The organism is Vibrio sp. FE10 (assembly GCF_030297155.1).
GTDB classification, from domain to species: domain Bacteria; phylum Pseudomonadota; class Gammaproteobacteria; order Enterobacterales; family Vibrionaceae; genus Vibrio; species Vibrio apostichopi.
This window is the reverse complement of the sequence record NZ_AP028067.1, coordinates 233,315-255,917: the sequence shown is the minus strand read 5'-3', so window position 1 is coordinate 255,917 and position 22,603 is coordinate 233,315. Positions and strand designations below refer to the sequence as shown.

The window sequence follows — 22,603 nt, the reverse complement described above, 5'->3', positions numbered from 1 at the left end:
AAAACAAAAGCAAAAAGCTAAGAACGCGGAAAAGGGAAAGCAGTCACGTCATCGATGTGGTCGTAACCCAACGCAAGCATGATTAACCTATCAATACCTAAAGCAACACCGGCACAGTCTGGCAAGCCCGCTTTTAACGCCTCAATCAAGTGGTGATCAATAGGCTGAGGTGATAAGCCCATCTCAATACGCTTGGCATTGTCATCTTCAAAACGCTGCAGTTGTTCTTGTGGTTTATCTAACTCATGGAAACCGTTAGCCAGCTCGATACCTTTGAAATACACCTCAAAGCGATCGGCGACTCGTGAATCGTTTGGATTGATCTTAGCTAACGCAGCTTGCGATGCAGGGAAATCATACACAAACGCAGGCACTTGTTGGCCTATTTTCGCCTCAACGCCAATACTAAACAGCAGTTGCAATAAGGTATCGCGATCTTGTTCAGGGTCAGCAATATCACTTAAGCCAAGTTTCGCGGCAGCCTGCTTTAACGTATCCATAGAATCTTCCAGAGGACACACACCCAGTACATCAACAAACGCTTGCTGGTAAGTCATTCGCTCCGCGATACCTGATTTAAGAACCTGTTGTAGCAGCAGATCCATTTCATCCATCAGATCATGGTGATCAAAACCAACTCGATACCACTCCAACATAGTGAACTCAGGGTTGTGATAACGGCCATTTTCTTCGTTACGAAAAGACTTACAAATTTGGTAAATACAACCGCTTCCTGCCGCCAACAAGCGCTTCATATGAAATTCAGGACTCGTCATAAAAAACAGCGGTTGGCCGTGTGCATAACCCGGCCCTACAAATTCAGTTTTGAAGGTATGCAGATGCACATCCGTCACCGTGGCGTGACTCATCGCCGGCGTATCCACTTCCATCACATTTCGCTCAGCAAAAAACTGACGAATTTGATTAAGGATATCAGCACGTTGCTTTAACTGCTTTATGGTTGCGGCCGGTTGCCATGTGGAGTGCATTATCAAGTTCCATATCACTGAATTCTAGGCGACGAAAATTACCACTTTTCGCCTCTTTTGTAAGCTTCTATCTTTGTATTAATAAGGTCGACATACGGTTTTAATGAAGCCAGAAAATCACGTTCTACAATACATTTACCTATATTCAACCTCAGCCAATATTGATAACAAAAATCATACTCAACAAGCCGTTAACACATACCTTGTGGGAGAATCGTTATCAACAATTGATTGCCGTGATTGCAGTCACATAACCTATAAATTCTATGCCTCCATATGCATTACCGGAGCAAAAACCTAAATACATCAATTTTTGAAACGCCCTCCTCTCTTACACTGAACCTACCACTTAAGGCTTAGGGGTGATGATCGGTTGATGCCGTTTACTGCTCTTAATAAGTAAGTACTGCCAATTAGTAAGTACTACCAATAAGCTTTTTATAATTACAAGCGGAATACTCCGCATCACACTGGAGAATAACTGTGAAGACAATTACCACAGATATCGCAGTCATCGGCGCAGGCGGCGCTGGTCTTCGTACAGCTATCGCTGCGGCTGAAGCTAATCCTGAATTGGAAGTAGCACTGATTTCTAAAGTTTACCCAATGCGTTCGCACACGGTAGCGGCAGAAGGCGGTTCAGCAGCAGTAATTAAAGACGAAGATAGCTTAGATAACCATTTCAACGATACTGTTGGCGGTGGTGACTGGCTATGTGAACAGGATGTTGTTGAATACTTTGTTGAAAACTCGACTCGCGAAATGATCCAAATGGAACAATGGGGCTGCCCATGGAGTCGTAAAGAAAACGGTGAAGTAAACGTACGCCGATTCGGCGGTATGAAAGTAGAAAGAACGTGGTTCGCAGCGGATAAAACCGGCTTCCACATGCTTCATACTCTGTTCCAGACTTCGATGAAGTACGACACAATCAAACGATTTGATGAGTACTTTGTGGTGGATTTGATCGTTGAAGATGGCGAAGTACAAGGCCTTATCGCGATTCATATGTCTGAAGGTGAGCTTGTTACCATCAAAGCGAAATCTGTTGTTCTAGCAACGGGTGGCGCAGGTCGTGTTTACCACTGTAATACTAACGGCGGCATCGTAACTGGCGACGGTATGGCAATGGCTTATCGCCACGGTGTGCCACTGCGTGATATGGAGTTCGTTCAATACCACCCAACAGGCCTACCGGGCACTGGCATCTTGATGACCGAAGGTTGTCGTGGTGAAGGCGGTATCATCGTCAACAAGAACGGCTACCGTTACCTGCAAGATTACGGCATGGGCCCTGAAACTCCAGTGGGCGAGCCGAAAAACAAATACATGGAACTGGGTCCTCGTGACAAAGTTTCTCAAGCATTCTGGCACGAGCAGCAGAAAGGCAACACCATCAAGCACCCTCTTGGTGATGTGGTACACCTTGACCTTCGCCACCTGGGTGAAGAGTACCTGCAAGAGCGTCTACCGTTTATCTGTGAGCTTGCAAAAGCGTACGTAAACGTTGATCCAGCAAAAGAACCAATCCCAATTCGCCCGACCGTTCACTACACCATGGGTGGTATCGAAACTAACGGTACGTGTGAAACTCGTATTAAAGGCCTATTCGCCGTTGGTGAATGTGCTTCAGTTGGCCTACACGGTGCAAACCGCCTAGGTTCTAACTCTCTGGCTGAGTTCGTAGTATTTGGCCGCGTAGCCGGTGAACAAGCCGTGAAACGTGCAGCTGAATTCAAAGGTTGGAATGAAGACGCTATCGCTAAGCAAATTAAAGCAGTTGAAGATCGCATCGCAGGCATCTTGGCTCAAGAAGGCGATGAGAACTGGGCTGATATTCGTACTGAAATGGGTCACACCATGGAAGCAGGTTGTGGTATCTATCGTCAAGAAGACTTGATGCAAGAAACTATCAACAAGATCACTGAACTAAAAGCTCGCTACAAGAAGATCAGCATTAAAGACAAAGGCAAAGTGTTCAACACTGACCTACTTTACGCTATCGAAGTGGGTTACGGCCTTGAAGTTGCAGAAGCAATGGTTCACTCAGCCATTCTTCGTAAAGAGTCTCGCGGTGCACACCAACGTCTAGACGACAACTGCACAGAACGTGATGACGTGAACTTCCTGAAACACTCTCTCTCTTTCTACAACGAAGATGCAGCACCAACCATCGACTACAGCGGCGTTAAGATTACTAAATCTCAACCTAAAGCTCGTCTATACGGTGAAGCAGCCGAGAAAGCCGCTGCTGCTGAAAAAGCGGCAGAAGAGAATGCTAAGAAGAGCGAAGAGGAGCAAGCATAATGTCAGCGAATCGAATCCAAAAAATTGAAATCCTGCGTTATGACCCTGAGCACGATGCAGAACCTCACTTTCAAACCTTTGAAGTTCCGTTTGATGAAACCATGTCAGTACTTGATGCGATCGGTTACATCAAAGATAACCTAGATAAAGACCTGTCTTACCGTTGGTCTTGTCGTATGGCGATTTGTGGTTCTTGCGGCATCATGGTTGATGGCGTGCCAAAACTGGCATGTAAAAGCTTCTTACGTGATTATCCAAACGGCTTCAAGATTGAACCATTGGCTAACTTCCCAATAGAGAAAGATTTGATTGTCGACATGACGCCGTTCATCGAGCGCCTTGAAGCAATCAAACCTTACATCATTGGTAACGACCGTAAGCCAGAAGACGGCACTAACATCCAAACTCCAGAGCAAATGGCGAAATACAAACAGTTCGCTGGCTGCATCAACTGTGGTTTGTGTTACGCAGCGTGTCCTCAGTTTGGTCTAAACCCAGAGTTCATCGGCCCTGCAGCACTTGCTCTTGCTCACCGCTACAACCTAGATAGCCGTGACAATGGTAAAGCTGAACGTATGAAGCTTATCAATGGCGACAACGGCGCTTGGGGCTGTACGTTTGTAGGTTACTGTTCTGACGTATGTCCGAAGAAAGTAGACCCAGCAGCGGCAGTTAACCAAGGCAAAGTTGAGTCTTCAATGGACTTCGTTATCTCGATGTTCAAGCCTGATGGATCGCAAGTAAAAACAGCAGAGGAGGCATAATATGAGCAATCGTAAGCCTTATGTTCGTGAGATGAAGAGAACGTGGTGGAGCAACCATCCGTTCTACCGCTTCTACATGCTACGTGAAGCGACTGTACTGCCTTTGATTCTATTCACTCTGTTCCTAACCTTCGGTTTGGGTGCACTAGTGAAAGGTCCTGAAGCTTGGGCTGGTTGGTTGAGCTTTATGGCTAACCCTATCGTTGTTGGTATCAACATCGTGGCACTGCTAGGCAGCTTACTGCACGCTCAGACCTTCTTCAGCATGATGCCTCAAGTAATGCCAATCCGCCTTAAAGGTAAATTGGTAGATAAAAGAATCATCGTACTGACCCAGTGGGCAGCGGTGGCATTTATTTCTTTAATCGTTCTGATGGTGGTGTAAGGAGCTTCGTTATGAACACAAATTACAAAGTGAAACCTGTTAACCACAATCCGAAACGCTCTGATGAACCAATCTGGTGGGGCCTATTCGGCGCTGGCGGTACTTGGTTCGCGATGATCACTCCGATCACGATTCTAGTGCTGGGTATCTTAGTGCCAATGGGCATTATCGATGCGGATGCAATGAGCTACGAACGTGTTTCTGAATTTGCCACCAGCATTATCGGTGCGCAATTCATCATCGGTACGCTAGCACTGCCAATGTGGCACGCAATGCACCGTCTTCACCACGGCATGCACGACCTTAAGTTCCACGTCGGCGTTGCAGGTAAAGTGGGCTGCTACTTTGTTGCTGGCCTAATCAGCGCACTGTCTGTTATCTTCATCTTCATGATTTAAGAGCAGATGCGAGATTCGGGTAATCGAGTATCGAAGAGCTTAAGAGCAGATGCGAGATTCGAGTAAACGAGTATCGAAGAGCTTAAAAGCAGAAAAGCGAAAGCAGAGCTAGGTTATCTAGCTCTGCTTTTTTGTTGCTTGTCGAATATCACACATCTAGCTCACTAGCTCTTGCTCTTCCTGCTTTTCGTTCTCGCATCTCGTTTACTCGTATCTGCCCTTCAAGCTCTTCGTATCCCACATCTCGATTACTAGCATCTGCTCTTCAAGCTCTTCGTATCTCGCATCCCGCTTACTCTAATCTGTTTTTCCAGATCGCCAGATACAAAAAAGGCCGCTCATAAGCGACCTTTTCTATTTCACTGAGCCACCTTACACAAGATGGACACAATCAAATTACTTTACACGACCAACGTATTCGCCAGTACGAGTATCAACTTTAACAACTTCACCGATTGCGATGAATAGAGGTACACGAACTACCGCGCCTGTTGCTAGAGTTGCAGGCTTACCACCAGTACCCTGTGTATCGCCTTTTAGGCCAGGATCGGTTTCAGTTACTTCGATCTCAACAAAGTTTGGCGGAGTAACAGTGATAGGGTTATCATTCCACAACGTTAGAGTACAAACGTCATTTTCAACTAACCATTTTGCTGAGTCAGCGACTGCTTTTACGTCTGCTGCGATTTGCTCAAATGTTTCGTTGTTCATGAAGTGGTAGAATTCGCCATCGTTGTATAGGTAGCCTAATTCAACGTCAACAACATCTGCAAGCTCGAAGCTTTCGCCTGACTTGAATGTTTTCTCTAACACTTTGCCTGACAGCAGTTTACGAAGTTTTACACGGTTAAACGCTTGGCCTTTACCTGGCTTAACGTATTCATTGTCGATAATTGCGCAAGGCTCGTTATCTAACATGAATTTTAAACCGCCTTTGAATTCATTGGTGCTTACTGACGCCATGATTTTCTCTTCCACATCTTTGAGTTAATTTCAATGCCGCATATCATAACCCGAAAAGTCGAATCTGTTGAGCAAAACTGGCTCAAACAACTATCGAATGCGATCTCTGACCCGACAAAACTGCTTGAAGCATTGGAAATAGACCCAACACCGTGGCAAGCAGGGTTTGCTGCTCGTGAGTTATTTGCCCTTCGGGTGCCCCTAAGTTTTGTAGAGCGAATGGAAAAAGGCAACCCACACGATCCATTACTGCGTCAGGTGTTACCTTTAAACGAAGAGTTCGAAGTACACCAAGGTTATTCGGCTGATCCACTGGAAGAACAAGACAACGCGATCCCAGGGTTGCTGCATAAATATAAAAGTCGCGCACTAATGATCGTAAAAGGTGGCTGCGCCATAAACTGCCGCTACTGCTTCCGCCGTCACTTCCCTTATCAAGACAACAAAGGCTCAAAGTCAGTTTGGCAAGTCAGCTTAGACTATGTCGCTCAACATCCAGAGATCAACGAGGTTATCTTATCCGGTGGCGATCCTCTGATGGCAAAGGACAGCGAACTAGATTGGCTGATCAATGCCATCGAACAGGTTCCGCATGTGAAAACGGTTCGTATCCATAGCCGATTACCTGTCGTGATCCCTGCCCGCGTGACTGACGAACTGTGCCAAACATTGGCTAATACTCGTCTAAACGTGGTGATGGTCAGCCATATTAATCACGCTAATGAAATCAACTTGGAGCTCAAGCAAGCCTTCCATAAGTTGAAGCTAAGTGGGGCTACTCTTCTCAATCAAGGCGTGATGCTAAAAGGTGTAAATAACAGCGCTAACTCATTGAAAGAATTAAGCGAAAAGCTATTCGACGCCGGTGTTTTACCTTACTATATGCATGTACTTGATAAAGTTCAGGGCGCCGCTCATTTCTATATTTCTGATGAAGAAGCCAAGCGTCACTTCAAAGGCTTGATCTCTGAAGTTTCTGGTTACCTAGTACCAAAGTTAACGCGCGAGATAGGCGGCCGCAGCAGCAAAACGCCACTCGATCTACACATTGAATAAAGAAGTCATATCAATGAATCCCAACGCCTTAAGCGCTCGCTCACAATCACAAGCTCAACAGAAAGGCTTCACCATCATTGAACTAGTCGTGGTGATCGTGATTCTGGGCATTGTGTCAGTCACCGCGGCTTCTAAGTTTCTTAATCTTCAAACCGATGCGCGTATCTCAACATTAAATGGCCTCAAGGGCGGAATGGAAGGTGCAAGTGCTATGCTTTATGGTAAGACATCAGCATTAGGCTTAGATAAAGCAGCTAGCGCATCCATTAGTGTTGAGGGCGACGATATCTCAGTCGTCTACGGCTACCCTGCAGCGATGAATGATCAAACTTGGTCACAGCTCATTGAATCAACTTTTCTAGATGCTGTTTGGGATACGGGTCGAGCTGACTGGTTCTTTACCAACACAGATGCGCATGATGGCATCATTTTGTATGCACCTTCTAGCCGAAAAAATGAGTCTGATAACTGCTATCTTGAGTACCAAGAAGCGACCGAGACGACAACACCGGCCTTCACACTAACCACGACAGGCTGCTAGCGCTTCATCATTAGCACCAACCGTTAAGACAAAAATTTTTTGTTCGATCGTCCGGTCTATTATTAGCATACTCGGCTCTATTCTAAATTCTTAGGAGGGGTGATATGACACAATTTATAGAACAAACTCTCAACCTTGCCCCCTTTAGCTGGGCAGGCCTTGCGGCATGTATGCTGTGTGGTTCATTGATCGGAATCGAAAGACAAACTCGTGGTAAACCCGTAGGAATAAGGACATCGATCCTTATCATCAGCGGTACCTATTTCTTCCTCACCATGGCGATTAGCCTATCTCCTAACACGCTCGACCAGGCTCGTGTGCTTGGCCAGATCATTACTGGGGTGGGTTTTCTTGGTGCCGGTGTGATGATGACACTGGATGGTAAGATTCATGGTGTCACGTCAGCCGCGATTATTTGGGTACTAGCTGCATTAGGGATGATGATTGCGTTAGGACACCTTTCACAGTCGGTGATTATCACGCTAATGGCTCTAGTGATTCTGCTTGGAGTCGACAAGGTGGAAAACAGCTTCCAAAGCCTACGCCGTGGTGTTCACCAGAAATGGATGAATAAAGGACGAATGAAAAAGTAACAACTCTCCCCCTTCATCAAATCAAAAAGCCTAGTTGGAAAACAACTAGGCTTTTCGTTAATTTATTTTGTCCCGTCCTGAAATGTGTTTACACATTGAGGACTAATGATGACCATTCCAAATAAACACCACGTTAAGCGCACTCAGCGTGATTACACACTAGGCTTTAAATTACAGGTTGTAGACGCCATCGAAAAGGGCGACATGACCTATAAACAAGCCCAATCAATTTACGGCATACAAGGTCGTTCGACTGTTCTTACTTGGTTAAGAAAGCATGGCAAAATGGATTGGACTACCAACCCAAGGAAGAACACGATGCCTAAATCACCGAGAGCGAATGAAACGCCTGCCCAAAAAATAAAACGACTTGAACAAGAACTCGAAGATGAACGTCTCAGATGCCTTCTTCTCAATAGGGTTGTTGATATTCTTGATGCTGAGCACGGGATGTCGCTAAGAAAAAAGTATATAGCGAAGGAGCAAGAAGCCTTCAAAAAGAGAAGAAAGTAAGCTTAAGTAAAGCTTGTTCATTGCTCAATATATCTCGTCAGTGTGTCTATCAGAGAGAAAAGCGTGAGACCACTCGTCAGGCTGTGCTTGCTCCTGTGAAAGGGATGGTGCTTGAGATAAGACGATTCATGCCTCGGCTGGGAGCTCGTAAGCTCTATTTCTTACTGAAGCCGAAGTTGATAGCTAAGGGAATAAAACTTGGCCGTGATGCTTTGTTTAATTACCTCAGAGAAGAGCGCTTACTCGTTAAGCCGAAACGAAGTTACACCAAAACAACGAACAGCAGACACTGGATGAAAAAACATCCGAACTTGCTAAAAGAAGTCGTTCCGTCAAAACCAGAAGAAGTTCTGGTGAGCGACATCACTTATGTTCAGTCAAACGAGGGCGTTCACTACTTGTCATTGGTTACCGATGCCTTCAGCCGTAAAATCATGGGGTATGAAGTTAGCAATGAAATGAAAGCGAGCGATGTTGTGAAGGCTTTAGATATGACGGTAAAAACTCGATGTTATTGTCATGCGACAATCCATCACTCAGATAGAGGGCTTCAGTATTGCTCAAACCTCTATCAAGAGAAACTTAAAAAGCATGGTATAACTCCATCAATGACTGATGGTTATGACTGCTACCAAAACGCGTTAGCTGAGCGGGTCAATGGTATCCTCAAGCAAGAGTTCTTGCTTACTCAGTGCAAAGATCTTCGCGAGTTGAAAACACTTGTTGAAGAGTCAATATATACGTACAACGAAATGAGGCCACATCTCAGCCTAGGTATGAATACGCCAAATAAGATGCATGAAAAAAGCCAGCAACTTGCGTTACTGGCTTACTAAAATCGTCAACGTATTTTAGGACGAGACATTTGCTCGTTTAGAAACGCATTCCAGAACAAAGCACAATGTTTAATGCACGTGAATCAACACCTGATTCTTGCCCGAAGCTTTGGCCTTATAAAGCTGCTCGTCGGAAGCGCGAATACTCTGGTTTTCCCACAAGTGTCCGACACTATCGAACTTATACAGCGAGTAAAGCGTCGCTCCCCCTGAAACCGATATATCAATCTTGTCACCATTCGCACAACGATAGCTTTGTAAATTGATGTCGTTTTGTATCCGTTCAAAAATCGACGTAAGCAGCTCAGATGATTCGCCCGTAATCGCGACAACAAACTCTTCGCCACCAAATCGCGCCACGATATCTTGTTGTCTAACGCTGTTCAGCATCAACTGAGCAACATGGCAAATCACCTCGTCTCCGACTTTATTCCCATATTGATCATTCACCTTTTTAAAGTCGTCAATATCGAACACACCGAAGCCTATAATCGGTGCTTCTTCTTGTGCTAACAATTTAGCTTCAAAGCCACGGCGATTCATTAACCCCGTCATAGGGTCAAGCATCGCTAAATCATTCAACCGCTTGTGCTCTTGTTTGACATATACACGCCACAGCCATAAAGACAAGATGAAATACAACGCTAATAAGATGACAAGCTGGACTCTTTCCATCTCCAAAACATGTAGAAAGTGCTCGATCTTATCTTCTTCAATACTCAGGTATAGCTGGGTATTAATGCCATCAACATACAGAGGCTTGGAATAGGTAAAGTCCATAAACCCGTATTTGTTTGCGCCTCGAGTACTCGTGACTTTATAGCCATGGGTAGGGTTCGATACGAGGTTAGAGACATAACCATCGACACCCAATATCCCTTTGAATTCGCCATTAACGTAGATCCCCTTGGTTAAGGTCACCACTTTCTTACCTGTTAAGTAATCATCGTATTGGCCCGTATACACCAGCAGGTCTTGACCTTGAGCTAAGCCAAAGCGAACTGTATTAATCCAATATGGCCTGCTATTTACGATAGAGTCGAACGTATCGCCTTTCATATATTGGGCAATATCGGAGGGGGAAGAGATAATAAACTTCTCTTTCGAGATGAAGTAAATCGCAGAGATGGTCTCTATGGTATTGGCAAAGTAAGCCATGGTCGGCGCGATGAACAGACGCTTACTGGCTTCGGTATGAAGATCCGACTTAGGGTTGCACATCTCGCGTGGGCCAGAGAACATAAAGTCAAAGCGAGGGGCATGCTGCTCTTCACTGGTGAAATAGCACGTCTCATCTTCGATCTTTTTCTCATGCGAGAATACATAGGTATCCCCATGCAGTGGATAGAGCGCCGTAATGTTGTACTCAAGCGCATTGATGACCTGTGTGAGCTCCGTTAAAGAGCGTGTCACGCCTTGGTTTTCAATTCCATACTGTTTATCTGATTCTTCCGCTGAATCAACGAGCAACAAGCTCAAAACTACTAAAAAACTGGCGGTAAGGCCGAAGAAAGCCTTTTTAAAATCGATGGTATGGGTATTAGTCAAAGCATATAAATCATCGTTATAAATTTATCGCACATTGTACTTATAAATAAAAACACCGCAACCATTAATATAAAACAAAATGCTTATTAATGATTTTTATGGCGAGGAAAATTTGGATTCGACGAGGTATTGAAATAATGACGCCTAAACAGAGACGTTTAGGCGTTACTAATAAGCCCGATTTGCCAAAAAGCTTGGTTTACCAATAAATAGCAAACCAAGCATTCAACAATAAACTTACTTAGCGAAGTTTACGATTGGGAAACAAGGGAAGAAGCCATTGTCAGCACAGTTGATCAGACCAATCTGTACGCCTTCGATCTTCGTTGTTTTATTGAAAATACCAACCTGAACCGTAGACACTTCTGAAAGGTTAGCTGCGCCAACATCAACCATAGTGTCGCCTTCAGAGTAGTTTACGAAGCTCACGTTCGCGCCTTTCACATCATTAGTGATGTTCACAGCACCAAGGTTTAGACCCGTCGTTTTACCTGTATTCCAGTTGAAGAAACCAAGTGAAGCACCAGTCATCTCTTGGTTCACTTTTGATGCACCAAAGATACCTAGGTTCACACCAGTTGTGGTTTGTGTCTCTGACATACCAATAACGGCAAGGTCGACACCTTTAAGGTCATTAACTTGACCATGAAGAAGCGCTAAACGAACGCCGCCAACCGCATCTGAATCCGGTGCATTGAAGCCGTTAATGGTTGAAAACATAACAGGCGAAGAAGCGAATGCAGCCGGTGCCATTACCGCGGCAGACAAAGCGAGTACTGAAAGTAATTTTTTCATTGGGGAAGTCTCCACTGACTATTATTAACTTGATTTATATATTATCAATCAAGCATTTATTATCCTTAATTAAACAGTTAGCCATGTTAAATTGATGTCATAACTGTACTGTTGAATATAAGCCGCTAAGTCATAAAGCGCAACGATTAAGAGCAGATACGGGATGCGAGTAAACGAGATGCGAAGAGAAAAAACGGAGACCGAAACCTCCGCTCTAACGCTTATTATTCCAAACAAAAATCTAAGCGAGAAAATTAACATGTTTCACAAGCTTGTGGTCCACACACTCACTGCTGCATCTAAAGCGATGTCATCCTAAAAAATTTAATGACGAAAGCTCAACAGACCTCAGTGATTCAAAAACTAATGTTCGTTAAATCCTCAAAATAAACTAAGTTTTAATTACAGGGACATAAACATATGAAACAACGGGAATAGCATGATTAAGGCACCTGCGAATAAACAGACCATTAAAGCGATTATTTCGCGTGGCTCTTTAGCTATCGTGCTGTTTCTAGGCCTTTATCTCTATGCTAGTCATGTCCTGAAGAACAAAGAGCAGGACATGATTGATCTTCAGCTTAGTCTTTCACAAGCCTACGGCGTTATGCTCTCAGTTAGGCGTCAGGAACAACAGTTTATTTCTGCAAGGCAACCAGAAACTCAAGAACTTCTCGATAGCAAGCAAAGTCAGCTAATCGAAAAACTGGCTGAGATCGATGGGAAAATCGTACGAAGCGATCTGAATATTTCCTTTAATTACGCCAAAGTTATCGAGTATCTCGACGAGTACCACACAGCCTTTTCTTTATTGGCCCTTGAGTTAGTGAGCATACATGGTCAAGGGAGCCAAATTGGACTCATTGAGAAACTTAAAAATGCAACGTTGACACTTGAGCGCTTCATATATGAAGCAAATAATAAGCAGCTTGAAGAACTGTCTATAAATACTCAAGAGCTCATGTATCAGTACTTTACTGGTTTTGAGCAGAAAACATTAGATCAGATTGTCGATTCACTGTTCAAAATCCAATATGAAGTCGAAGAGAATACCCGAACGATTACTGCACTGGCTTCGTTTAATAATTTTAAACGCCATTTTTGGCGATTGCAGCGGGGATTAAAGAGTGTAGGGTATAGTTCTGACAGCGGTTTGAAAGGAGAACTCACGAGCAGCATTTATCATGTTGAAGATGAACTCAACTTACTTTTCACCGAAACACCCAAGCGAATCGCAGAGAACCTCAACCAGGTAAAATGGTACCGCTATATATCGACAGCCGCATTAGGAGGGGTAACTTTACTGGTGCTCTTCTATGTTGTGTGGCGTGCCAGTCACCTCGAAACTCAGTTAATTGTGTCGCAAGAGAAAGAGCGACAGGCTAACCGTGCAAAAAGTGCCTTTCTTGCCAATATGTCTCATGAGATACGAACACCGCTTAATGGTGTTATTGGTATGTCAGAAATTCTGGCAGAGACCAAGCTATCGCCAGAACAGAAAGACTGCCTTGGAACGATCAACACCTCTTCTCAAGCCTTACTTATGTTGATCAACGATGTTCTCGACCTGTCCAAAATAGAATCAGGTAAACTGGAAATTAATCCACATACGACAGACCTAAGAGAACTGCTATTTGATAGCGCAACTTTGATCTCCTCTAAAGCTTATCAAAAACAGATTAAGCTGGAAGTTGAGATTGATGACGAGCTTCCAGAGTACATTCATGTCGATGAGAATAAGGTTCGCCAAGTGTTGATGAACTTTGCTTCAAATGCGATCAAATTTACAGAACAAGGCTCTATCGTATTCGCAGCTCAACGGCTTTCATCGTTAGAACAAGAGTGTGTGATTGAGTTTTCCGTTCGAGATACTGGTATTGGTATTGCTGAAGGTCAACACGAACACATTTTCAAAGAGTTTTGCCAAGAAGACACCAATACCACCTCTAATATTGTAGGCACGGGGTTAGGACTTAGTATTTCGTCACGTATGGTCGAGATAATGGGAGGCTCGATAGATGTTGAGTCAGAGAAAGGCGTAGGCAGTTGCTTCCGTTTCCAATTAACGGTGATGCAATCAGAGCATACTGAAACTAAAAAGCGTAAACAGACCGTTGTCTATTATTCAAATGCACCATCGAAGCTTTTACTCGATGATTTGTTCCGCTTTGGTTACTCACCAAAACTAAAATCAATTGAAGCAAATTTGTCGTTAGGTAGCATCCCAGATATCGCTTTTACAGAAGATATTAATCAAGCTAAAGCACTACACCACCAAGCACCAGAGGTGAAAATCATCATGGTGAAAAATAACCTTAGTGAGCCGGTGAAGGAGTGCGATTTTGTCTCAGGCTACGTAACTCTTCCTATGCTCGGTTCCCGCTTAAATAGCATGATGAACTCATTACTTAAAAGGGTCCAGCCCCCTAAGTCAGAGCCTGTTGCAGGGATTCGACGTCAAAAAGTATTAGTGGTTGAAGATAACCGCGTGAACCAGAAGGTGGTATGTATCAATTTAGATAAGCTAGGGATTGAGTATTGGGTTGCTAATGATGGACAACAAGCGATTGATTTATATCGAGAGCATCATCAAGAAATCGGCCTTGTTTTGATGGATTGCATGATGCCGAATGTCGATGGCTTTGAGGCAACGGCGCAAATCAGGCGCTATGAAGAAAGCCTGCAGCTTCAGGCAACGCATATTCTTGCTCTAACGGCTTCAGTGCTCGATGATGATATTAAACGTTGCTTTGAATGTGGCATGGACGATTATCTTCCAAAGCCATTTAAGCGTGACATGATGCTGCAAAAAATTGACGCACAACAGTTCACACACGAGGCTGGGTGAGCAATGATTAAGAGCAGATGCGGGATTCGAGTGGCGAGATGCGAAGAGCAAAAAAAACGGAGACCGAGGTCTCCGTTTTCAAAGCTTATGTATGGCTTTCTCTGCTATAGAGAAAGAGGATGATTACATCATGCCGCCCATGCCACCCATACCGCCCATGCCACCCATATCAGGCATTGCAGGGCCAGAATCTTGAGGCTTGTCAGTGATCATCGCTTCTGTTGTGATCATAAGACCAGCAACTGATGCTGCGAACTGAAGTGCAGAACGAGTTACCTTAGTTGGATCTAGGATACCCATTGCAATCATGTCGCCGTATTCACCCGTAGCAGCGTTGTAACCGTAGTTACCTTCGCCAGCACGAACGTTGTTAGCAACAACAGACTCTTCATCACCTGCGTTCTTAGTGATTTGACGAATAGGCGCTTCCATTGCACGTAGTGCAACGCGGATACCTACGTTTTGCTCTTCGTTGTCGCCTTCAAGGCCAGCAACTTTAGATGCAGCGCGGATAAGTGCAACACCACCACCAGCAACCACACCTTCTTCAACAGCAGCGCGAGTTGCGTGAAGTGCATCTTCTACGCGGTCTTTCTTCTCTTTCATCTCAACTTCAGTCGCTGCACCAACTTTGATTACTGCAACACCGCCAGCTAGCTTAGCTACACGCTCTTGAAGTTTTTCTTTGTCGTAGTCAGACGTTGCATCTTCGATTTGTTGACGAATTTGAGAAACGCGACCTTTGATCATCACTTCATCACCCGCACCATCAATTATGGTTGAGTTTTCTTTAGTAATCGTAATGCGCTTAGCTTGACCTAGGTCTTCTAGCGTTACTTTTTCAAGGTCTAGACCGATCTCTTCAGAGATAACCGTGCCACCAGTTAGGATTGCGATATCTTGAAGCATAGATTTGCGACGGTCACCGAAACCAGGTGCTTTAACAGCCGCTACTTTCACGATGCCACGCATGTTGTTCACAACAAGAGTCGCTAGCGCTTCGCCTTCTACATCTTCAGCGATGATAAGAAGTGGACGAGATGCCTTAGCAACTGCTTCTAAAGTCGGAAGAAGTTCACGGATGTTCGAAACTTTCTTGTCGATAAGAAGAATGAATGGGCTTTCTAGATCAACAGAACCTGCTTCTTGGTTGTTGATGAAGTAAGGAGACAGGTAACCGCGGTCGAACTGCATACCTTCAACAACGTCTAGCTCGTCTTGCAGAGCCTGACCTTCTTCAACCGTGATTACGCCATCACGACCTACTTTTTCCATCGCTTCAGCAATGATGTTACCTACTGTCGAATCAGAGTTCGCAGAGATAGTACCTACTTGCGCGATAGCTTTCGTGTCTGAACAAGGAACAGAAAGGTTCTTCAACTCTTCAACAGCCGCGATAACCGCTTTGTCGATGCCGCGCTTAAGATCCATTGGGTTCATGCCAGCAGCAACCGCTTTTAGGCCTTCAGCGATAATAGACTGAGCCAATACTGTTGCTGTCGTTGTTCCGTCACCCGCCGCGTCATTCGCTTGCGAAGCTACTTCTTTAACCATTTGTGCGCCCATGTTTTGGAACTTGTCTTCAAGTTCGATTTCACGTGCAACTGAAACACCATCTTTAGTGATAGTCGGTGCGCCAAATGATTTGTCTAGAACAACGTTACGGCCTTTAGGACCGAGTGTTACTTTTACTGCGTCAGCCAGAACGTTTACACCTTCTAGCATTTTAATACGTGCGTCATTACCAAATTTAACGTCTTTAGCAGCCATCTTAATTTCCTTTCAAATTCTTTGTTTCGGGGCGTCTCAGCGTTATCGCGTCATTCTGAACAGTGAGGGACGAACGTGATTCAGAATCTACTCAAATCGCACTCTGTTTAGATTCCAGATAATTCGTTCCTCATTTCTGGAATGACGATATGAATCATCCAATACTGGCTCTGATAACTTTTACTGAGAGTTAAATGAAAAATAGATTACTCGACGATCGCCATGATGTCGTTTTCAGACATGATCAGAACTTCTTTGCCGTCGATTTTTTCAGTTTTCGTGCCGTAACCTTCAGCAAAGATAACGGTATCGCCAACTTTTACGTCCAACGGTTGCACTGAACCGTTTTCTAGAATGCGGCCTTTGCCAACAGCTAGAATGATACCGCGAGTCGATTTTTCTGCGGCAGAACCAGTTAGAACGATGCCACCAGCAGATTTAGATTCAACTTCTTGGCGCTCAACGATAACTCGGTCATGTAGAGGACGGATATTCATCGGTCTTATCTCCTGATAATTTCCATTTAAATTTTGATAGTTGCCACGATTAGCGTGGGTCAAACAATATGTTGGGGACAATGTGATGAATCCCAAGGGGGGAACGAAAAAATTGTGAGCTAAAGTGCAGATTCTCACCCCTCATCTTTCCCTGCTTTTCGTTTACTCGTATCTCGCATCTGTTTATCCTACGGTTTTGGTTTCAATCGGCGTTTTACATGCAAGATAAGCACGGGCTATTAACCGCCCCTATTGAGAGTACATTGCGTACCATGACCATACCGACCATATTCGGTATGGTGGCGATCTTGATGTTTAACCTCGTCGATACTTTCTTCATCTCATTGCTGGGCACGCAAGCCTTAGCCGCGGTGAGTTTTACCTTTCCAGTCACCTTTGCCATCAACTGCATCACCATGGGGATTGGCATTGGCTTATCGACGTGTATCGGTCGATTGCTTGGCCAAGGCAGCGCACAAAATGCAGCACGCTTTACCTGTCATGGTTTATTGCTGGCTCTGCTTCTGGTCGGCTGCGCGTCTACATTAGGTATTATCGCCTTAGAACCTATGTTTACCCTGTTAGGGGCAAAGCAAGAGTTACTGCCGCTGATATCGGAATACATGTCGGTGTGGTATCTCGCGATCCCATTGTTGGTCATCCCCATGGCAGGCAACAGCGCGATTCGAGCGACCGGTGATACAAAAACGCCCGCCAAGATCATGCTACTGGCTGGCCTTATCAATGGCGTTTTAGATCCGCTACTCATCTTCGGGTATGGGCCTTTTCCTGAACTGGGGATTCAAGGCGCTGCGATTGCCAGTGGTTTCAGTTGGTTTGGTGCTTTGTGTGGCTCACTCTACGTGTTGATGGTGCGAGAAAAACTGCTTGCGCCGCCTAAGCTGACAAACATCATCAGTGACTGGCGACAGATCTTAAAAATAGGCACCCCAGCGGCTCTGTCTAACGCTCTGAACCCACTTGCTGGCGCTATCATCATGATGATGTTGGCCAAGCAAGGGACTGAAGCGGTGGCAGCGTATGGCGCAGCACAACGTATCGAGTCCATTCTTATTATTGTGTTGATGTCTCTTACTTCGGCTCTTACGCCGTTCATGGCGCAGAACTTTGGCGCAAACAACCCTCAGCGCAGTTTTAAGGCCCTGTTTCTAAGCATGCGCTTTGCCCTATTATTCCAAGGGTTGGTCTTCTTAATGATGGTGCCACTGAGCATTCCTTTGGCCGCCCTGTTCTCTCAAGAAGAGTCGGTGCGAGGCATATTATGGCATTACCTGCTAGTCGTGCCCTTTAGCTATGGGTTCCAAGGGATTGTGATGATGTTGATCAGCGGCATGAACGCGATGCATCAACCACTTAAAGCCTTCCAATGGAGCTTCATGCGCCTGTTTGTTTTTACATTACCCTTTGCGTGGATAGGCAGCCAAATCGACGGCGTAGAAGGGCTGTTTATTGGTTTAGCACTCGGCAATGTTTTGGGTGGTATATCCGGGTATTGCTTTGCGCTTCGTGTTAGAGCTCAAGCCAATGCGGAATGCGAGTAACCGAAATACGAAAGGCTTTAAAGTAACAGCAGATAAAAAACTAGAAGACTAGAAGACTAGAGACTAGAGACTAGAGACTAGAGACTAGAGACTAGAGACTAGAGACTAGAGACTAGAGACTAGAGACTAGAGACTAGAGACTAGAGACTAGAAGAAGGAATATGACATGGAAGACACCACATACAAAATGCTCTACAACGCGCCAATCGGCAAAATGGTCATCATAAGCAATGGCGATGCAATCATTGAAATTGACCATCTCAATACCGAACCAGAGCTGACAGAAAACCCCGACCCGTTATGCATTGAAACCGCTCGCCAACTGGACGAATACTTTGCAGGCCAACGCACCAGCTTTGACTTACTTTTAGAACCCAAAGGTACCGATTTCCAACGCAAAGCCTGGGTCGCCTTGACCAGTATCCCTTATGGCGAAACCATCAGCTACGGTGAACAAGCAAAAAGAATGGATAACCCGAAAGCCGTAAGAGCGGTCGGTGGTGCGAACGGTAAAAACCCGTTTAGCATTGTTGTCCCCTGCCATCGAGTGATTGGGGCGAACGGTACATTAACGGGCTACACCGGCGGCATGAACCGCAAAGAATGGTTGTTGGACTTTGAGTTAAAAATGCTGAACAAAGAGTAATGCCAAACAAACAGGTAGCCGAATAAACCAAGATAGCTATTTAAGCGCGCTTTAAATATTCGCGACAGCCCTTTAAATCTTAGCAACAGTCCTTTAAACCTTCGCGACAGCGATAGCGGAACGTTGTTTTTTCGCCACCCATAACCCACCAACGATAAGAACAAAAAACAAAATATGCAGCCATAATTTTGGTCCGACATCGGTGTTCAGTGCAGATAACGAACTGATAGACGGAAATTGTTTTGTCGTCACCAGTTTCACTACCCATTCATTGGCTGGCGTTGCAATCAGCGTGGTTATCCAACCCAATACGGCGATTTGGATAAGGTTGACGGAAAGCGATGAATTGAAGATAAAAATAAGATTCGAAAGAAAGGCATAGCACAATGAAACGCCAACATGCACAACCCACGACAACACCAGTGCACTCGTTGGATCGTAGCCACCTAACGTCACGTACGCAGCGGCGTGTCGAGATGTCAGGGTCGACATACCAAACAAAGGCTGAATCAAGATAAAAGCGATACTCGCCATCAAGCCGACAACAAATGCCATGATAAGCGTCTTTTTATTCATATTTTTAACTTCCATTAGATAGAGAAATAGAACCACTTGAATAGAAAAACACCCCGAGATTTATCGTGTTTATCTCATCAAACCAATCATGCTAGATCGTGTTAAACCGTACCAAGCCACAACTTAAATAAAACTTGAACGATCGTTCAATTTTTAGCAAATTAGCACTAACAAAATAGATGTGCAAGGTTTTGTTCATTTGATAAACAATGGGGGAATGATCAAAAAAACGGCCACACTCGCGTGCAGCCGTCCTAGTATTCGATAAAAGTTAAAAAACTATTTATCTGAAACAGTCATGACTTAGTTATTTAGCCATTTAACTATTTAACTATTTAACGAGCACGTCACCTGACATTTCAGCCGGGATAGCTGTGCCAGTTAGAGAAAGCATCGTTGGTGCTAAATCAGACAGCTTACCGCCTTCTTTGAACTCAACGTCTTTACCCAGACATTCGTCTAGCGACTCTATCTCGCTAGACCAACAATATAACGTTTCGCTATCAGGAAGCTTCGTTGTCATCAGACTAAATATAGTCTACATTTAAACTTCCAGATTAAGAGATGATGATGATAATGTCCACTGAAACGATAAGTTACTTAAAAAAGCACGCAGCTAACCTCGATTTATCTGAGCCTATGACCATTACTCAAAATGGTAAGCCCGCTTATACGATTGAATCCTATGAAGATCGAAAGCGTAGAGATGAAGCTATAGCGCTAATGAAACTATTGTCGTTTTCTATTGATGATGAAAAATATGGCCGAGTAAACTCCAGCTCTCAGGTTCGAGATAAATTGGCAAAGCGTAAACAATCGGTTCAATAATATGACAACCATCGAGTACACAGACACCTTTGAGCAATTACTTGATGCTTTAATTAATTACTTAAGTGATTATTCTAGTGAAGTGGCTGTCATTGAACGCATAGAAGCTCTTCTCGACCGATTTGAAGCCTTAGTTCTGATAACCCTCATGCTGCAAACATTGCCCCTTCTTTACTAGAGCTTGGAGTGAAAAACTTTCGCGAATTTCACCTCGATAGTTTTCGTATTATCTACCGAACGTTACCGTCAGCTCATCCGAAAGAAACGAGAGTAATTGTAGATGTGATCGCATTGCAAAAACAAAACTTAGAACAACTGCTCATTCAACACTGCATACTCTACAAATAACGTTTAGCTCTGCGAATCTCTATTACCCGTATATCTCATCTGCCTTTAAAGTTCTTCGCATCTCGTTTTCTCGCATCTGCCCTTAAGCTCTTCGTATCCCGTTTACTCGTATCTCGAATCTATAAAAAAGCCCGCACTTTGAAGTGTGGGCTTTCAAAATCATTAAAGCTCAACGTGAACCGCTGAGCCAAACCATTACTTAACGATCACATCACCTGACATCTCAGCCGGGATTGCGATACCAGACAGAGAAAGCATCGTTGGTGCTAAGTCAGACAGCTTACCGCCTTCTTTGAACTCAACGTCTTTGCTGCCCACGTAGATAAGTGGAACTGGTAGGTTCGTGTGCGCCGTGTGGATGCCGCCCGTTTCTGGGTTTACCATCATTTCTGCGTTACCGTGGTCAGCAGTGATAAGCAGTTGGCCATCGGCTTCTTTGATTGCTTCAACCACTTTGCCAAGACATTCGTCTAACGACTCTACGGCTTTAACTGCTGCATCGTAAACGCCAGTGTGGCCAACCATGTCACAGTTAGGGAAGTTACACACGATAGCGTCGTATTTGCCGCCTTTGATTGCTGCAACTAGCTTTTCAGTGAGCTCTGGAGCGCTCATTTCTGGCTGTAGATCGTAAGTTGCTACTTTTGGAGAAGCAACAAGCTGACGCTCTTCGCCTTCAAACTCGTCTTCTTTACCGCCGTTGAAGAAGAACGTCACGTGCGCGTATTTCTCTGTTTCAGAGATACGTAGCTGCGTTTTGCCTTCTTTCGATAGCCACTCACCGTATGTGTTCTCTAGAGAAGCCGGTGGGAATGCACATAGAAGTGGGATGTCTGCTGCGTATTGAGTCAGCATCACGAAATCGATCGCTGGGAATACATTACGCTCAAAACCGTCGAAGTTAGGCACGAACGCACGAGTGATCTCACGAGCACGGTCAGCACGGTAGTTCATGAAGATAACCGCATCGCCATCAACGATAGCTGCAGATTCTTCACCTTCCGCTTTGATTTCAGTCGCTTTAACGAACTCATCGTTTTCGTCACGAGCATAAGCCGCTTCTAGGCCAGCAACCGCAGTGTCGAATGTGAACTCACCTTTAGCTTGAGTAAGCAGGTCGTAAGATTCTTGAACGCGATCCCAGTTGTTATCACGGTCCATTGCGTAGTAACGACCAATAAGCGAAGCCACACGGCCTTTACCCAGTTTCGCAAATAGCTCTTGAAAACGTGCCAGTGTGTTTTCTGCGCTACGTGGCGGTGTATCACGACCGTCTAGGAATGCGTGTAGGTAGATTTTCTCTGCGCCACGCTCTGCTGCCATTTCAACAGCTGCGTAGATATGATCTTCATGAGAGTGAACGCCACCTGGAGACATAAGGCCCATGATGTGAACCGCTTTGTCTGCTTTAACCGCTTTATCAACAGCATTCACTAGCGCTTCAGTTTGACCGAACTCACCGTCTGCGATTGATTTAGTAATACGCGTTAGATCTTGGTATACCACGCGACCCGCGCCGATGTTGGTGTGACCCACTTCAGAGTTACCCATTTGGCCATCAGGTAGGCCTACATCTAAGCCAGAAGCCGAGATTAGCGTGTTAGGTTGGTTAGCAATAAGACCGTCTAATACAGGTGTATTAGCGTTCGCGATAGCATTGTCTTGGTTGTCTTCACGGTAACCGTAACCGTCAAGGATCACTAGAGCCATTGGCTTCTTAGCTGACATAGGACTGACCTCGTTCAATTCAAAATAAATCGGTATAAAAACAAATTAGCGTAATTTTACTACAGTTTACAGTCAAAACTGTAGCGGAAGATCAAGAAACGTCGCAGGTAGG

Annotated in this window: 22 protein-coding genes; 13 read left to right on the top strand and 9 right to left on the bottom strand. The window is 44.7% G+C overall.

Features of this window, described 5'->3' with window-relative positions; genetic code table 11:
* Positions 1 to 17 precede the first annotated feature (17 nt).
* Entirely contained in the window at positions 18 to 989 is a 972-nt protein-coding gene (epmA, locus tag QUF19_RS01155) for an elongation factor P--(R)-beta-lysine ligase (protein ID WP_286295434.1), read from the bottom strand.
* 483 nt (positions 990 to 1,472) lie between these two features.
* On the opposite strand from epmA, the gene frdA reads away from it, so the two are divergent.
* Genes frdA through frdD form a run of 4 tightly spaced genes read left to right on the top strand, consistent with a single transcriptional unit; the run spans position 1,473 to position 4,843 of the window.
* A complete protein-coding gene (gene frdA / locus QUF19_RS01150; protein WP_017108666.1) occupies positions 1,473 to 3,296 on the top strand; it encodes a fumarate reductase (quinol) flavoprotein subunit in 1,824 nt (607 codons plus the stop codon).
* A complete protein-coding gene (locus QUF19_RS01145) occupies positions 3,296 to 4,060 on the top strand; it encodes a succinate dehydrogenase/fumarate reductase iron-sulfur subunit (protein WP_009847917.1) in 765 nt (254 codons plus the stop codon). Before frdA ends, QUF19_RS01145 begins: the two co-directional genes overlap by 1 nt.
* A 1-nt stretch (position 4,061) precedes the next feature.
* A complete protein-coding gene (gene frdC, locus QUF19_RS01140; RefSeq protein WP_061019340.1) occupies positions 4,062 to 4,445 on the top strand; it encodes a fumarate reductase subunit FrdC in 384 nt (127 codons plus the stop codon).
* Between the two features lie 11 nt (positions 4,446 to 4,456).
* Positions 4,457 to 4,843: a fumarate reductase subunit FrdD gene (gene frdD / locus QUF19_RS01135; RefSeq protein WP_286295433.1), complete on the top strand. Its 387-nt coding sequence runs from the start codon at positions 4,457 to 4,459 to the stop codon at positions 4,841 to 4,843.
* A gap of 396 nt (positions 4,844 to 5,239) precedes the next feature.
* On the opposite strand, the gene efp is transcribed toward frdD, so the two are convergent.
* The gene (gene efp / locus QUF19_RS01130) at positions 5,240 to 5,806 is read right to left on the bottom strand and encodes an elongation factor P (protein ID WP_009847919.1); all 567 of its coding nucleotides are present in this window, start codon (positions 5,804 to 5,806) and stop codon (positions 5,240 to 5,242) included.
* Positions 5,807 to 5,839: 33 nt separating this feature from the next.
* Here efp and epmB point away from each other — a divergent pair, with 33 nt between their 5' ends.
* From epmB to QUF19_RS01110, 4 genes are all read left to right on the top strand, one after another.
* The gene (gene epmB / locus QUF19_RS01125; RefSeq protein WP_286295432.1) at positions 5,840 to 6,862 is read left to right on the top strand and encodes an EF-P beta-lysylation protein EpmB; all 1,023 of its coding nucleotides are present in this window, start codon (positions 5,840 to 5,842) and stop codon (positions 6,860 to 6,862) included.
* Between the two features lie 13 nt (positions 6,863 to 6,875).
* A complete protein-coding gene (locus QUF19_RS01120) occupies positions 6,876 to 7,403 on the top strand; it encodes a prepilin-type N-terminal cleavage/methylation domain-containing protein (protein ID WP_102438628.1) in 528 nt (175 codons plus the stop codon).
* A 104-nt stretch (positions 7,404 to 7,507) separates the two neighbouring features.
* Positions 7,508 to 7,996, top strand: coding sequence for an MgtC/SapB family protein (locus tag QUF19_RS01115; RefSeq protein WP_102438630.1), 489 nt, complete (start codon positions 7,508 to 7,510; stop codon positions 7,994 to 7,996).
* Positions 7,997 to 8,104: 108 nt separating this feature from the next.
* A protein-coding gene (locus QUF19_RS01110; RefSeq protein WP_434784918.1) for an IS3 family transposase occupies positions 8,105 to 9,345 on the top strand; the annotation gives its coding sequence in 2 pieces (ribosomal slippage) (positions 8,105 to 8,477 and positions 8,477 to 9,345; 1,242 coding nt in all).
* Between the two features lie 69 nt (positions 9,346 to 9,414).
* Here QUF19_RS01110 and QUF19_RS01105 read toward each other — a convergent pair.
* Together QUF19_RS01105 and QUF19_RS01100 are read right to left on the bottom strand one after the other, a co-directional pair.
* Complete coding sequence (locus QUF19_RS01105; protein ID WP_286295431.1) at positions 9,415 to 10,893, bottom strand: sensor domain-containing diguanylate cyclase; 1,479 nt, start codon at positions 10,891 to 10,893, stop codon at positions 9,415 to 9,417.
* Positions 10,894 to 11,130: 237 nt separating this feature from the next.
* On the bottom strand, positions 11,131 to 11,688 hold the full coding sequence (locus QUF19_RS01100) for a VC2662 family protein (protein ID WP_286295430.1): 558 nt from the start codon (positions 11,686 to 11,688) through the stop codon (positions 11,131 to 11,133).
* A gap of 439 nt (positions 11,689 to 12,127) precedes the next feature.
* On the opposite strand from QUF19_RS01100, the gene QUF19_RS01095 reads away from it, so the two are divergent.
* The gene (locus QUF19_RS01095; protein WP_286295429.1) at positions 12,128 to 14,536 is read left to right on the top strand and encodes a hybrid sensor histidine kinase/response regulator; all 2,409 of its coding nucleotides are present in this window, start codon (positions 12,128 to 12,130) and stop codon (positions 14,534 to 14,536) included.
* Positions 14,537 to 14,659: 123 nt separating this feature from the next.
* Here QUF19_RS01095 and groL read toward each other — a convergent pair whose 3' ends face one another.
* Complete coding sequence (gene groL, locus QUF19_RS01090; protein ID WP_065113252.1) at positions 14,660 to 16,306, bottom strand: chaperonin GroEL; 1,647 nt, start codon at positions 16,304 to 16,306, stop codon at positions 14,660 to 14,662.
* A gap of 206 nt (positions 16,307 to 16,512) precedes the next feature.
* Complete coding sequence (locus tag QUF19_RS01085; RefSeq protein WP_010433998.1) at positions 16,513 to 16,803, bottom strand: co-chaperone GroES; 291 nt, start codon at positions 16,801 to 16,803, stop codon at positions 16,513 to 16,515.
* Positions 16,804 to 17,021: 218 nt separating this feature from the next.
* Between QUF19_RS01085 and QUF19_RS01080 the strand changes: the two genes are divergently transcribed.
* Entirely contained in the window at positions 17,022 to 18,365 is a 1,344-nt protein-coding gene (locus QUF19_RS01080; RefSeq protein ID WP_286295428.1) for an MATE family efflux transporter, read from the top strand.
* 166 nt (positions 18,366 to 18,531) lie between these two features.
* A complete protein-coding gene (locus QUF19_RS01075; RefSeq protein WP_286295427.1) occupies positions 18,532 to 19,011 on the top strand; it encodes a methylated-DNA--[protein]-cysteine S-methyltransferase in 480 nt (159 codons plus the stop codon).
* 93 nt (positions 19,012 to 19,104) lie between these two features.
* Here QUF19_RS01075 and QUF19_RS01070 read toward each other — a convergent pair whose 3' ends face one another.
* Both QUF19_RS01070 and QUF19_RS01065 read right to left on the bottom strand, forming a co-directional pair.
* Positions 19,105 to 19,587, bottom strand: a complete 483-nt coding sequence (locus QUF19_RS01070; RefSeq protein ID WP_286295426.1) for a hypothetical protein — start codon at positions 19,585 to 19,587, stop codon at positions 19,105 to 19,107.
* A gap of 331 nt (positions 19,588 to 19,918) precedes the next feature.
* Positions 19,919 to 20,110, bottom strand: a complete 192-nt coding sequence (locus QUF19_RS01065; RefSeq protein ID WP_286295425.1) for a hypothetical protein — start codon at positions 20,108 to 20,110, stop codon at positions 19,919 to 19,921.
* 53 nt (positions 20,111 to 20,163) lie between these two features.
* On the opposite strand from QUF19_RS01065, the gene QUF19_RS01060 reads away from it, so the two are divergent.
* Positions 20,164 to 20,415, top strand: coding sequence for a type II toxin-antitoxin system Phd/YefM family antitoxin (locus tag QUF19_RS01060; protein WP_286295424.1), 252 nt, complete (start codon positions 20,164 to 20,166; stop codon positions 20,413 to 20,415).
* A 1-nt stretch (position 20,416) separates the two neighbouring features.
* Positions 20,417 to 20,593, top strand: coding sequence for a plasmid stabilization protein (locus tag QUF19_RS01055; protein ID WP_286295423.1), 177 nt, complete (start codon positions 20,417 to 20,419; stop codon positions 20,591 to 20,593).
* 365 nt (positions 20,594 to 20,958) lie between these two features.
* Here the strand turns inward: QUF19_RS01055 and gpmM are convergent, their stop codons facing one another.
* Positions 20,959 to 22,491 carry a 2,3-bisphosphoglycerate-independent phosphoglycerate mutase gene (gpmM, locus tag QUF19_RS01050; RefSeq protein ID WP_102545514.1) on the bottom strand — a complete coding sequence of 511 codons (1,533 nt, stop codon included), beginning with the start codon at positions 22,489 to 22,491 and terminating at the stop codon, positions 20,959 to 20,961.
* Positions 22,492 to 22,603: the final 112 nt, after the last annotated feature.